A 13760-nucleotide genomic window follows, 5' to 3' on the forward strand; every position below is an offset into this window, starting at 1 on the left:
CCGTCGTCAGGCCGCTGATGCGGCAAGCCCCGCCGGGGCTTGCCTGTCTCGTGTCGAATGGGCGTGAGCCTATTCGATCTTGCCTGTCTGGCGCAGGAAGGCGCGGTGCGCATCGACCAGAGCCTTGGCTTCCGGCGTCTTGGCGGCCCATCCGTCCCAGGCGCGCTGGGCGCCGGCGCGGAACTCGGCCCGGTCTTCCGGGCTCCAGTCATAAAGCGTCACGCCTTGTGCCTTCAGCTTGGTGGCTGCCTCCTGGTTGGCGATGTCGATGGTCATCGCGGTCTGCAGGGCAAGCGCCTGGGTTGCCGTTTCAAAGATTGCCTTGATGTCGTCCGGGAAACTGTTCCAGACATCGAGATTGAAGGTCACATGATCGACCGGCATCGAATGGAAGCCGGGGAATGTTGCATGCTTGACGATGTCATAGAGGCCGAGGCCGACATTGTTGGCGAGGCTTGATGCATCGGCGCCGTCGATGATGCCGGATTCAAGTGCCGTGAAGACCTCGGTGAAATCCATCACGATCGGCGACGCGCCCAGCTCGGCAAAGATTTCGGTCTCGAGGCCCGGAGGCGAGCGGAACTTCCAGTCCTTCAGGTCGGCGGGTCCGCGCAATGGCTTGGACGACGACATGGCTTCCTGTCCGCCGGTCCACCAGCCCACCAGGTGCATGTTGTACTGCTCGTATAGCGCGTTGGCTGCTTCCTTGCCGCCGCCATTGTAATAGAAGCTGTAAAGCTCCCAGGGGGTGTCGTAGCCGCCCATCGGGTCGCCGACGAACTGGAAGGCAGGGTTCTTGCCGGTCTGATAGGCGCCGCCATGCATCTCGCCGTCGAGAATGCCGGAGGCAGCTGCGTCAAAGCCCTCGACCGTGGCCACCACGGCCGATGACCAGAACATTTCGATCTTGACCCGGCCGCCGGACATTTTCTCGACATTGTCGATAAAGCCCTGGGCCAGTTTGCCCGACACGGTTTCGGCCGCATATTGGGTCTGCATGCGCAAATTGAATTCCTGCGCATACGCCGCGGTTGAAGCTGCAGTCATCAGTGCCGCTGCCGCGACGCCCATGACTGTCGATGAGATTACAGTTCCCAGTTTCATAGTCTGTCCTCCTCCTACGATGCCTGAATGCACCCTCCCAGATGCCACAGAATGTGACGATCATTCCTTTTCCGCGGTTGTTATCCGCGGCTTTGTTCCTGCTGTTTCCTGTCTTCGAAATGGCGAAAGCCTGCATCAAGATGGGTCTTCATCTTGTACTGGTAGGCCGTCCGGTCGCGGGCTTCGAGCGTGTCCAGGATTTCGGAGTGCTCGGCAAAGGTGATGGTCGAGAACGTCTGCAGCGTCTTGGCCTTGATCATGATCTTCAGGATGACCGGCTTCATGATCTTGTAGACGTCGAGAATGGCCTTGTTGCCCATCACCTCGATCAGGCGGGTGTGAAAGCGGAAGTCCACTTCCGAGGCGTCAATGGCCAGTTCCGCAGTCAGAAGTTCGCGGTTGATGCGGTGCAGGTCGGCAATGTCCTCGTCGCGCATCCGTTCAAACAGCAATTCCACCGACGCCACTTCCAGCAGGCTGCGGAAGCCCTGAATGTCGACAAAGGTGTCGCGCGACACTTCCAGCGTGTTGAAGGCGAACAGGTCCAGTGCCCGCGCCATGCGCTCGTCGATGATGACCGCGCCGACCTTGGGACGGACCTTGACGACGCCATAGGTCTTGAGGATGCGCATGGCTTCGCGGACGGTGTTGCGGCCGGCATGGAAGCGCTCGCACAGCTCCTTTTCGGTGGGCAGGCTGTCGCCCACCTTCAACCCGCCTTCCGATATCAAGCCGCGGATATGGTTGACCAAATCGTCCACAGCGGATGAGCGCGACCCGTGAATCTCCGTCTCGTCTGCCGATGCATCGGCTGCGATCTTGTCATTTGGTGGTGTGGGGCGGGCATTTGCTTCGGACAATGTAAATTCCTATTTGTGGGACAATTGATGGTTATCCATCTCCTCATGCGCTGTCAATTGGCAAAATGGCGGCGTGAACCGATAACTCGCAGGGCACTCATCCCACAAATGGGCGGTGCTGCGCGTCTTTACGCGGAGGGGACTTCAAGGCTCTAAGCACAGGCGTGCGGATCGGCGGAGCGGGCCTTTGCGCCGGGGTGCAGGTCTTGGCGTCGCTGAGGTCAGGACGGGTCCGGCACGATCAGCGACAGCCCGTGGGCTTCGAGCTGCTGCGTGATTGAAGCATCTGGCGCCCTGTCGCAGATCACCGCGCGGGCCTGCGCCTGCGGCTTCCAGCGCAACGGCGCGTCGCGGCCGAATTTACGGTGGTCGGCCAGAAAATAGGCTTCTGTTGCTGCGCGAACCATGGATTGGCGAAGCGCCAGGCCGGAACGGTCGAAATCGGTGAGCCCCTGCAGGGCGCTGAGCCCGCCGAGGCTGACAAAGGCCAGGTCGGCGCCATAGCCCTGCATCATCTCGATCGCGTCCGGGCCGCCAAGCGTGCGCTCGGTGGCGTCGAGCTGCCCCCCGAGCAGCGTGACCTCGGCCACCGGCATCAGTTCCAGCGCGATGGCGATGTCATTGGTCCAGATCTTCAGCCCGGAACGGGCCCGCAGCAGCTTGGCGAGCGCGAAGGTGGTCGAGCCCGAATCGAGAATCACCCGGGCCCCGTCCGGCACAAGGCCGGCGGCCAGCGCCGCGATCGCCGCCTTGCCCTGCGGGTTTGCCGACAGCCGGTCCTTGCGTTCAGGCTCGCGCATTCCGGCGGCAACCGCGCCGCCGCGCACCAGCCGCAGCAGGTTGCGCTCAGACAGATGCGCCAGATCGGTGCGGATCGTCTCGCGGGTCACGTTGAGCCGCGTCGCAAGCTCGGTGGTGCGGGCACCTTCATGCTGCGCGAGATAATCGAGAATCAGCGCGTGCCGCCTGATGGGTAGTTCCGACATGGTCCAGATCTTTCCGGCGCACTCCGCCAACAGCAAAACTGATACGCCAATAAATTAAAATATTTTCCAAATTTTGCCAAGTCTGGTTAGCCTTGTCAAAACTTCAGGGAACGGAAATCATGACCAAGACAGATCTGCCCACCCATGCCCGCATTGTCATCGTCGGAGGCGGCGTGATCGGCGCCTCGGTTGCCTATCATCTGACAAAGCTGGGCCTCAGTGATGTGGTGCTGCTTGAACAGGGGCAATTGTCATCAGGCACCACCTGGCATGCGGCGGGGCTGGTTGGGCAGTTGCGCAGCCATTCGGTGATGACCTCGCTGATCCAGTATTCCACCAGGCTTTATGCAGACCTTTCTGCAGAAACCGGGCTCGAGACCGGCTGGAAGCAATGCGGCTCGCTCTCGGTGGCGCGCACGGACGAGCGCATGACCCAGCTCAGGCGCACCGTGGCCTCGGCCCGCTCCCAGTGGCGTGGAGGTTGAACTGCTGAGCGCTGACGAGGCCGGGGCTATGTGGCCGCCAATGGCGATCGACGATCTCAAGGGCGGTATCTGGCTGCCCGGCGACGGCAAGGCCAACCCGACCGATCTCACCCAGTCTCTGGCCAGGGGCGCACGCATGGGCGGCGCCCGTGTGGTGGAAGGTATCCGGGTGACCGGAATCACGACAGACAAGGGGCGCGTCACCGGTGTCGAGACCGACCAGGGCGCAATCACCGCCGAGATCGTCGTCAACTGCGCCGGGCAATGGGCCCGCAAGGTCGGGCTGATGTGCGGCGTCTCGGTGCCGATGCATTCGGCCGAACACATGTATATCGTCACCGGCAAGGTCGAGGGCGTGCACCCCGACCTGCCGGTGATGCGCGATCCCGACGGCTATATCTATTTCAAGGAAGAGGTCGGCGGCCTCGCCATGGGCGGTTTCGAACCCTCGGCGAAACCCTGGGGCATGGATGGCATTCCCGACGATTTTGCCTTTCAGTTGCTTGAGGACGACTGGGACCAGTTTGAAATCCTCATGCAGAACGCGCTCATCCGGGTGCCGGGGCTGGAGCGGGCCGAGGTGAAGAAATTCTACAATGGACCCGAGAGCTTCACCCCGGACAACAATTTCCTGCTCGGCGAAGCGCCGGAGCTGAAAAATTTCTATGTCGGTGCCGGCTTCAACTCGATGGGCATTGCCAGCGCCGGCGGCGCCGGCAAGGCGCTGGCGGAGTGGATCGTCAATGGCGCCCCGACGATGGATCTGTGGCCGGTCGACATCCGTCGTTTTGCCGGTTTCAACAACAATCCGGCCTGGCTGCATGACCGGGTGAAGGAAACCCTCGGTCTGCATTACGCCATGCCCTGGCCCAATCTGGAGCTCGAATCGGCCCGGCCGTTCCGCCGGTCGCCGCTCTATCCGGTGTTTGCCGCCAAGGGTGCTGTCTGGGGCTCGAAGATGGGCTGGGAGCGGGTCAACTATTTTGCGCCCGAAGGCGAGGCCGCCTGCATCGACTATTCCTTCGGCCGCCAGAACTGGTACGAGGCCGTCGCCGCCGAGCATCATGCCGTGCGCAACAATGTCGCCATGTTCGACCTGAGCTCGTTTTCCAAGCTGATGGTCGAGGGGCGTGACGCATTGTCGGTGCTCAACCGCATCTGCGCCGCCGATCTCGACCGCCCGGTGGGATCCTCGGTCTACACCGGATTGCTCAACCCGCGCGGCGGCTATGAAAGCGATCTCACCGTGTTCCGGCTGGCCGAGCAGAGATTCATGCTGGTCACCGGATCCGCCCAGGCCGTTCACGATGCCGACTGGATCCGCAAGAACACGCCGGATGACGCCCATCTGTGGATCTCCGACGTCACCAATGCCTGGTCGGTGCTGGCGGTGATGGGGCCGAATTCACGCAAGCTGCTGCAAAGGCTCAGCCGCGCCGATCTTTCCGAATCGGCCTTTCCCTTCGCTTCGGTGAAGGAGATCGACATCGGCTATGCCACGGTGCTGGCCAATCGGATGAGCTATGTCGGCGAACTCGGCTGGGAGCTGTTCGTGCCGGTCGAATTCACCGTCGGCGTCTACGAGGCGCTGCATGCCACCGATATGGATCTGACCGATGCTGGCTATTACGCGCTCGAGGGCCTGCGCATCGAAAAGGGCTATCGTGCCTGGGGGCGGGAACTCACTCCTGACATCAGCCCGCTTGAGGCCGGTCTCGGCTTCGCCGTGGGCTTCGACAAGCCCGGCGGTTTCATCGGCAAGGAGGCGCTTGTTGCAGCCCGCGCGGGCGGCGGCCTGCATCAGAAGATCGTGCAGGTCGTTCTCGATGACCCGGCGCCGCAATTGTGGGGCGGCGAATTGCTGCTGCGCAATGGCGAGCCGGTCGGCAAGGTCATGTCCGCCGCCCATGGCCACACGCTTGACCGGCCGGTGGCGCTGTGCCGGATCGAGGAGCCGGGCAGGGCGATCGACCGGGCCTATTTAAGCGAAGGCGACTTTGCGATCGATCTGGCCGGAGAGGTTTTTGCAGCCAGGCTTCAGCTCAGGCCCGCGGTCTGATCGGGCTCAGGCCGCAAGGTCCCGGGCAATCTCGAGAAATGCGCTGACCAGCTTGCCGCCGCGCCGTTCGCGCAGGCAGATCAGCGTTTCCTCCATCACCATGTTGTCGTCGTGTTCCAGCGGGATGCGGACCAGCCGCGGATCTTCGCCGAACTCGGCCACCGAGACAAAGCCGACGCCGACGCCCGACGCCACAATCTCGCGCACCGCCTCGCGGCCTTCGGCGACAATCGAGGCGGTATATTCAAATCCCGCCAGTGCGGCCTGTTCCTCGAATTTCTTGCGGGTCTTGGAGCCGCGCTCGCGCATCACCAGGGGAAGCTCGGTCAAGTCCTTGAAGCTGAAAGATTTTCGTGTTGACAACGGGTGGCCGGCGGCGACGAAGGCGGTGATCGGCGTGGCGTTGAGCAGGATCGTTTCGAACTCGCGGCTCTGCGGGATCTCGCCCAGAACGCCGATATCGGCCTCGTAGCTGAACAGGTTTTCGATCACGCTTTCGGAATTGCCGCCTTGAATTGTCACGCCGACACCGGGATATTGCTTTTGGAACTGGGCGACGATCTTGAGAACATGGACGGCGCTGTCGGCAATGATCCGCAAGGTGCCGGCCCGCATCACCCGGCTTTCCGACAACAGTTCCCGCGCCTGGTTTTCATTGTCGAAGAACCGCCGGGTGATGTCCAGCAACCGCTCGCCCGCAGGCGTCAGCGTGACCTGTTTCTTGTGGCGGTTGAACAAAAGGATGTCATATTCTTCTTCCAGCTTGCGAACCTGGTCGGAAATCGCCGGCTGTGTCAGAAACAGCTCCTCCGCCGCACGGGAAAATCCACCGCAGATAGCGACGAAGTGGAAAGCGCGAAGCTGGACGTAGCGCATTGGGAGCCATATATAATAGTTTCAAGTGATATAATTATCAAAACTAACGATTTGTTTTATGGATGGCAAGCGTGCTCAATGGCCGTTTGCCTGCAGCAAAATAACCCATGAGGTCATAATGTTACCAGTCGCGTTCCTGATGCATCTTGCCGGCGCAATCATGCTTTTGTTGTGGGCTGTCCGCATGGTGCGGACCGGTGTCGAGCGGGCGCATGGAACCCGGCTGAAATCGGCATTGCGCGATGCGCGCGGCGGCAATGTGCAGATGGCCATCGCGGGAACGATTCTGGCCATTGTGCTGCAAAGCTCCACCGCAGTGGGGGTTCTGGCCGCCGGGTTTGCCACCAGCGGCATTCTGACTGTCAGCGCCGGCATCGCTGCGCTTCTGGGCGCCGATCTCGGCTCTGCTTTGGTCGTCAAGATCCTGTCCTTCGACCTCTCCGGCCTGATTCCGTTTTTGCTGCTTGTCGGCGCCACGATGTTCTTGAAGTTCGAGGCGCGGACGGTCCGCCAGACCGGGCGCATCGTGCTGGGCATCGCCTTTATCCTGTTGTCGCTGAAGATGGTGGGCGAGGCGACCGAGCCCTTGCGCGACAGTGCCGCCTTGCCCGGCCTCATCGGCTACCTCAAGGGCGATCCGCTGACCGCCTTCGTGGTGGCGGCGGTGATTGCCTGGGTGGTGCATTCCTCGGTGGCCACAGTGCTGCTGTTCGTCACCTTTGCCGCCAGCGATCTGCTGCCGCTCGAGGTGGCCTTGCCGATGGTGCTCGGCGCCAATGTCGGCGGCGGGGTGATCGCCGTCTGGCTGACCCGCGGCATGGAAATTAAGGCGCGGCGCATTCCTCTCGGCAATCTGATCTTCCGCGGCACGGCGGCGCTGATCGGCCTGGCGGCGCTGCAGGTCGTCGATGTGCCGATGCAGTATCTGGGCAGCACCGAAGCCGTGCAGCTCGTCAATTTCCACCTTGCCTTCAACCTGGCGCTGGTGGTGATTGCGATCCCGCTGGTTGGCCCGATGCAGCGGCTCACCGCGCTGCTGTTGCCGATCCCGGTGGTCGAGGTTGACCCGGTGGCGCCCGACGCGATTGCCAGCATGCTGCATCGCGGCCCGGCGCTGCTGCCCAGCGTTGCGCTGGCCAGCGCCAAGCGCGAATTGCTGCGCATGGGCGAGACCGTCTGCGGCATGTACCGGCCGGTGATGGAACTGATGGATGGCGGCAATCTCGACCAGATCGAACGCGTGCGAAAGATCGACGAGCAGGTCAACCGCATGCACACCGACATCAAGCTGTTCGTCGCCGAGGTTCACCGCGGCAAGCTGTCGGATCGCGAAATCCGGCAGGGCATGGAGATCACCGATTTCTCCATCAATCTCGAGCATATCGGCGACATCATCGCCAAGAGCCTGCTGGCGCTGGCCAAGGAGCGGGCCGAGAAGAACCTGCATTTTTCGCCCGAAGGCTGGTCGGAACTGTGCGATATCCACGCCCGGGTGGAGACCAATTTCCAGCTTGCGCTGAATGTGCTGATTTCCGGTGACACCGACAGCGCGCGCGAACTGGTCAAGGAAAAGGAAGCCATGCGGCGACTCGAGCGCGACAGCCACGACCGTCACCTGGCACGGCTGCGCGAGAACCACGAAGACAGCATCAACACCTCCAATATCCACCTTGAAACCGTGCGCGCCTTCAAGGAGATCAATTCGCTGCTGGTCACCGTCGCCTATCCGATCCTGACCGAGAGCGGGCAATTGCTGCAAAGCCGTCTGGCGCAGCCGGCCTGAGCGGCGGAAAATCAAAGAGAAACTTATCAAGGAATACAAAATAACGATTTTACATATATAACTTCGGATGGGAAAACCGGGTCGAGACCGATACTCTGACAACGAGGAAATCCGATGTCGATCGTGCAATCAGACGCCTTCGCCGATCCCGTTATGGGCGAGCCATTCCTGCTCACACCCGGCCCCTTGACCACCGCCTACAGCGTCAAGCAGGCCATGCTGCGCGACTGGGGATCCTGGGATGGCGATTTTCGCGCCATGACCCGCTCGATGTGCGAGCAGCTGGTGGCGCTGGCAGGCGACACCAAGGGCGAATTCACCTGCGTTCCGATGCAGGGTTCGGGCAGTTTCTGCGTCGAGGCGCTGCTGGGAAGTTTCGTGCCGCGCGATGGCAAGGTGTTGGTGCTGGCCAATGGCGCCTATGGTCTGCGCGCCGCCGAAACCATGCGCTATCTCGGCCGCGCCTTCACGCTGATCGACAAGGGCGACTACATGCCGCCGCGCAGTGACGAGGTTGCAGCCGCGCTCGATGCCGATCCGGCCATCACCCATGTCATCGCCATTCATTGCGAAACCTCGTCGGGCATCCTCAATCCGATCGCCGAAATCTCCGAAGCCACCTATGCCCGCGGCCGCAAATTGCTGGTCGATTCGATGAGCGCCTTCGGCGCCATCGATCTCGACGTCAACACCATCCGCTACGAGGCGATGGTGTCTTCGGCCAACAAATGCATCGAAGGCGTGCCCGGTTTCGGCTTTGTCATCGCCCGCACCAGCGAGCTCGAGGCCTGCAAGGGCAACAGCCATTCTCTCGTTCTCGACGTGCATGCGCAATGGGCCAACATGGTCAAGACCGGCCAGTGGCGCTACACCCCGCCGACCCATGTCGTCGCGGCTTTCCTGGAGGCGCTGAGAATCCATGCAGCCGAAGGCGGCGTGGCGGGCAGGGGCGCACGCTATGCCCGCAACCGCGATGTCATGGTTGGCGGCATGCGTGAGCTCGGATTTGAGACATTGCTCAAGGATCGCTGGCTATCCCCGATCATCGTTACGTTTTTCTGCCCGGCACACCCGAATTTTGTCTTCACCGATTTCTATGAACTCATGAAGCAAAAGGGCTTCATTATCTATCCCGGCAAGCTCACCGTTGTGGAAAGTTTCCGGGTTGGCTGCATTGGCCGGATGGATGAACACATCATGCACCGCGTGGTCGATGCTGCCGCACAATCGCTTGCCGAAATGGGCGTCGACACCGCCGCTCCGCCCGCTGCCGCCATTGCCGAACGCGCCCGGCTTGCCGCGTGAACCGGCACCAGCAATCATCTTTACAGACGCCCAGTTGAAGGACCCGAAATGACCAATTCCACCCATGCCCCCGTTGAGGCCAATGACCGCGTTTACCCCTGGCCGAAAGTGACGGCCATTGCGATCTGCCTTGATGGCTGCGAGCCGGAATATCTTACCCAGGCGATCAAGGCCGGCCTGATGCCGACCCTGAAGCGAATGCGCGAGACCGGCACCGACAGGCTGGCCCATTCGGTGATCCCGAGTTTCACCAATCCCAACAATCTCTCCATCGCCACCGGGCGCCCGCCGATCGTGCACGGCATTTGCGGCAATTATCTCTATGAACCCGAAACCGGCGAAGAGGTGATGATGAACGATGTGCGCTTCCTGCGCGCGCCGACGCTGTTTTCGAAATTCTACGAGGCTGGCGCCCGGGTCGCGATCGTCACCGCCAAGGACAAGCTGCGCGCGCTGCTCGGCGCCGGACTGAAATTCGACGAAGACCGGGCCAAATGTTTCTCGGCCGAGAAATCCGCCACATCGACCGCTGCGGAGCATGGCCAGGAAGCCGCCTCGAAATGGCTCGGCATGGCGCAGCCGGAAGTCTATTCGGCCGATCTGTCGGAATTCGTCTTTGCCGCCGGCGTCAAGCTGCTGGCCGAGTGGAAGCCGGATGTGATGTATCTCACCACCACCGACTATGTGCAGCACAAATATGCCCCCGAACAGCCCGAGGCGCAAAGCTTCTACGAGATGTTCGACAAATATCTCGCCGAGCTCGACGCCATGGGGGCTGCCATCGTGGTCACCGCCGACCACGGCATGAAGCCAAAACATCTGGCCGACGGCTCGCCGGCCGTGGTCTATGTCCAGGATCTGCTCGATCAATGGCTCGGCGAGGCCGCGGCGCGGCTGATCCTGCCGATCACCGACCCTTACGTGGTCCATCACGGCGCGCTTGGCTCCTTTGCCACCGCCTATCTGCCGAAGGACGCCGATCAGGCCGATATCATTGCCAAGCTCAAGGCTACAGACGGCATCACCCATGTGCTGACCCGCGACGAGGCGGTGGAGCAATTCGAGCTGCCCGGCGACCGGATCGGCGACATCGTGCTGGTCTCGGGCGAAAACATGACCATCGGCACCTCGGCGCATCGCCATGATCTGGCAGCACTCAACGAACCGCTGCGCAGCCATGGCGGCTTGACCGAACAGGAAGTGCCTTTCATCGTCAACCGCGTCATAGATCTGCCGAGCCAGCCTGTGCTGCGCAATTTCGATGCCTTCTTCTATGCCACCACCGCGGCAGCGCTCTGAAAGGACCACCCCATGAACGCCAGTGCTCCAGTCCATGATCCGCGCAGCCGCAAGCGGGAGATCCGCCATGAAGCCATGCGCATCGGCGGCGAAAAGATCTTCACCGACGCGGTGGTGGAGGTCCGCTACCCCTATACCGACGAGGTGATCGGCACGGTGCCCGCCGGCCAGGCGGAGCATGCGCGGCGTGCCTTCACCATCGCCGCCGCCTACAAGCCGAAGCTGTCACGTTATGAACGGCAGCAGATCCTGTTTCGCGCTGCCGAGCTGATCAGGGAGCGCCGCGAAGAGCTGGCCTATTGGCTGGTGCTGGAACTGGGCATCTGCTGGCAGCATGCGCTGTATGAGACCGGGCGCGCCTATGATGTGTTCACGCTCGCGGGCCAGATGGCGATTCTTGATGATGGCCAGATCTTCTCCTGCGATCTGACGCCCCAGGGCAAGGAGCGCAAGATCTTCACCTTGCGCGAACCGGTCGGGGCGATTTCGGCGATCACGCCGTTCAACCATCCGCTCAACATGGTCAGCCACAAGATCGCCCCGGCGATCGCCACCAACAATTGCGTGGTCTGCAAGCCGACCGAACTGACGCCGCTGACGGCGATTGCGCTGGCCGACATTCTCTATGATGCCGGACTGCCGCACGAGATGTTCCAGGTTGTGACCGGTTGGCCGAAGGATATCGGCGACGAGATGATCACCAATCCCGACATCGACATCATCACCTTCACCGGTGGCGTGCCGGTGGGCAAGATGATCGCCTCCAAGGCCGGCTACAAGCGCTGCGCGCTCGAGCTCGGCGGCAATGACCCGCTCATCATCCTCAATGACCTCTCCGACGAAGATCTTGAAAAGGCGGCAACAATCGCCGTCGCCGGGGCGACGGGAAACTCCGGCCAGCGCTGCACCGCGGTCAAGCGCATCCTGGTGCAGGAAAGCGTTGCCGATCGCTTCGTGCCGATGGTGCTGGAGAAAGCCAAGAAACTGCGTTTCGGCGATCCGATGGATCCCGAGACACAATTGGGTTGCGTGGTTCACGCCAAGGCGGCCGAGACTTTTGAAAACCGGGTCCATGACGCCGAAAGCCAGGGCGCAAAGATCCTCTACCATCCGGGCCGTCAGGGCGCGCTGCTGCCACCCATCGTCATCGACCATGTGCCGCACGGTTCGGAACTGGTGATGGAGGAAACCTTTGGGCCGATCATCCCCATCGTCCGCGTGCCCGACAATGACATCGAGGTGATGGCGATCTCCAACAGCACCCAGTTCGGCCTGTCATCGGGCGTCTGCACCAATGATCTCAACCGGGCGATTGCCTTCGTCAACGGACTTGATGTCGGCACCGTCAATATCTGGGAACAGCCGGGCTATCGCATCGAGATGTCACCCTTCGGCGGCATCAAGGACAGCGGCAACGCGGTCAAGGAAGGCGTGCTGGAGGCGATGAAGTTCTTCACCAACGTCAAAACCTATTCGCTGCCATGGCCGCGCTGAGGCAAGGCCTTGCCGCTGTTCCGGCGGCAGGGTTGCGTTGTAAAAACAATGTGTTGGAGAGCAGAACGGATTCAATCCGGCAGGCGCTTCATGTTGTGGTGCCGACTGTATTGCCGTGGCCTACGGGCTGCAGGTGCCGGCTGAAGGGTATGCGATGAAGATCACCCACACCGAAGGCGAATCCAACACATCGGCAGCCCGGCGGGCCTGGGCCGCCAAGCATCCCGACGCGGCCACCCGCGATCTGTTAAAGCGCGACGCCGACGCCTTCCTGCACCAGAGCTTGTCGAGCCCCTGCGTCTCGACCATCGCCAAGGCCGAAGGCATCTGGATCGAGGATACGGCCGGCCGGCGCTACATGGATTTCCACGGCAATTCGGTGCACCATATCGGCTACGCCCACCCGCGGCTGGTGGCCGCCATCAAGGACCAGCTCGACCAGCTTTCCTTTGCGCCGCGCCGCTTTGCCAATGATCCGGCCGTGACATTGGCCGAAAAGCTCGGGCAGATTGCGCCGGGTGATCTCAACAAGGTGCTGTTCACCACCGGTGGATCCGATGCCAACGAGGTCGCGCTGAAGATCGCCCGCGCTGCCACCGGGCGCTTCAAGACCGTGAGTTTCTGGGATGCGTTTCACGGCGCCGGCATGGGCGCTGCCAGCGTCGGCGGCGAGGCCACCTTTCGCAGCCACATTGCCGGACCGCTGATGGCCGGCACCGAACATGTCGCCCCCTTTGCCTGCTACCGCTGCCCCTACAACCATGCCGGCCCCGAGACCTGCGGGCTGGCCTGCGCGGGAATGGTCGACTATGTGCTCGACCGCGAAGGCGATGTGGCCGCCGTCATTGCCGAACCGATGCGCGCGGTCCCAACCGTTCCGCCGCCGGGGTTCTGGAAACAGGTGCGCGAGGCCTGCAATCGCCACGGCGCGCTTTTGATCATGGATGAAATTCCCACCGGGCTCGGCAAGACCGGGCGCATGTTCGCCTTCGAGCATGACGAGGTCATTCCCGATATCGTAACCTTGGGCAAGGCGCTCGGCGGCGGCATCCTGCCCATCGCTGCCGTTGTCGCGCGGCATGATCTCGATGTCTGCGGCGATTTCGCCATCGGACACTACACCCACGAGAAAAACCCGGTCACAGCCCGTGCAGCACTGACCACGATCCAGATCATCGAGGATGAGGGCCTGGTCGAACGTTCCGCCGAACTTGGTGCCTATGCCTTGAACCGGCTCCGGGCGTTTGCGCCGAAAAGCCCCTTCGTCGGCGATGTCAGGGGCCGGGGCCTGATGTTTGGGGTCGAGATTGTCGACGACCGCGAGACCCGGGCCGAGGGGCGTGACCGCGCCGAGCGGATCTATTACCGCTGTCTCGAAGCAGGGCTGAGTTTCAAGATTAGCGCCGGTTGCGTGCTGACGCTGTCGCCGCCGCTGACAATTGCCCGGCAGGATCTGGACCGGGCGCTGGATATCGTCGAGACGGCCATCCTGGCGGAGACGGCCTAGAA

At 62.0% G+C, this 13760-nt stretch carries 9 protein-coding genes and 1 pseudogene; 6 read left to right on the plus strand and 4 right to left on the minus strand.

The features are described 5' to 3' along the window. Nucleotides 1-69: 69 nt before the first annotated feature. The 3 genes from OEG82_RS12225 to OEG82_RS12235 form a co-directional block, all read right to left on the minus strand. A complete protein-coding gene (locus OEG82_RS12225; protein WP_267612710.1) occupies nucleotides 70-999 on the minus strand; it encodes a TRAP transporter substrate-binding protein in 930 nt (309 codons plus the stop codon). Between the two features lie 185 nt (nucleotides 1000-1184). Further along, nucleotides 1185-1964: a FadR/GntR family transcriptional regulator gene (locus OEG82_RS12230; RefSeq protein ID WP_267612711.1), complete on the minus strand. Its 780-nt coding sequence runs from the start codon at nucleotides 1962-1964 to the stop codon at nucleotides 1185-1187. Nucleotides 1965-2185: 221 nt separating this feature from the next. Beyond that, nucleotides 2186-2950: a DeoR/GlpR family DNA-binding transcription regulator gene (locus tag OEG82_RS12235; protein ID WP_267612712.1), complete on the minus strand. Its 765-nt coding sequence runs from the start codon at nucleotides 2948-2950 to the stop codon at nucleotides 2186-2188. Nucleotides 2951-3069: 119 nt separating this feature from the next. Here OEG82_RS12235 and OEG82_RS12240 point away from each other — a divergent pair. Then, nucleotides 3070-5494 (plus strand): annotated as a pseudogene (locus tag OEG82_RS12240) (GcvT family protein). 6 nt (nucleotides 5495-5500) lie between these two features. On the opposite strand, the gene OEG82_RS12245 reads toward OEG82_RS12240, so the two are convergent. Beyond that, nucleotides 5501-6370 (minus strand): LysR substrate-binding domain-containing protein, encoded by an 870-nt coding sequence (locus OEG82_RS12245; RefSeq protein WP_267612713.1) that lies wholly within the window; start codon nucleotides 6368-6370, stop codon nucleotides 5501-5503. Between the two features lie 118 nt (nucleotides 6371-6488). On the opposite strand from OEG82_RS12245, the gene OEG82_RS12250 reads away from it, so the two are divergent. The 5 genes from OEG82_RS12250 to pbfA all read left to right on the plus strand — a co-directional run bounded on the left by OEG82_RS12250 (nucleotide 6489) and on the right by pbfA (nucleotide 13758). After that, a complete protein-coding gene (locus OEG82_RS12250; RefSeq protein WP_267612714.1) occupies nucleotides 6489-8153 on the plus strand; it encodes a Na/Pi cotransporter family protein in 1665 nt (554 codons plus the stop codon). 114 nt (nucleotides 8154-8267) lie between these two features. Next, nucleotides 8268-9458, plus strand: coding sequence for a 2-aminoethylphosphonate--pyruvate transaminase (locus OEG82_RS12255; RefSeq protein WP_267612715.1), 1191 nt, complete (start codon nucleotides 8268-8270; stop codon nucleotides 9456-9458). A gap of 48 nt (nucleotides 9459-9506) precedes the next feature. Next, complete coding sequence (phnA, locus tag OEG82_RS12260) at nucleotides 9507-10757, plus strand: phosphonoacetate hydrolase (protein WP_267612716.1); 1251 nt, start codon at nucleotides 9507-9509, stop codon at nucleotides 10755-10757. A gap of 12 nt (nucleotides 10758-10769) precedes the next feature. Beyond that, nucleotides 10770-12251 (plus strand): phosphonoacetaldehyde dehydrogenase, encoded by a 1482-nt coding sequence (phnY, locus tag OEG82_RS12265; protein WP_267612717.1) that lies wholly within the window; start codon nucleotides 10770-10772, stop codon nucleotides 12249-12251. A gap of 154 nt (nucleotides 12252-12405) precedes the next feature. Next, nucleotides 12406-13758 carry a (R)-1-hydroxy-2-aminoethylphosphonate ammonia-lyase gene (gene pbfA / locus OEG82_RS12270; RefSeq protein ID WP_267612718.1) on the plus strand — a complete coding sequence of 451 codons (1353 nt, stop codon included), beginning with the start codon at nucleotides 12406-12408 and terminating at the stop codon, nucleotides 13756-13758. Nucleotides 13759-13760 lie beyond the last annotated feature (2 nt).

Origin of the sequence: Hoeflea ulvae (assembly GCF_026619435.1) — a bacterium.
Classification (GTDB): Bacteria; Pseudomonadota; Alphaproteobacteria; order Rhizobiales; family Rhizobiaceae; genus Hoeflea; species Hoeflea ulvae.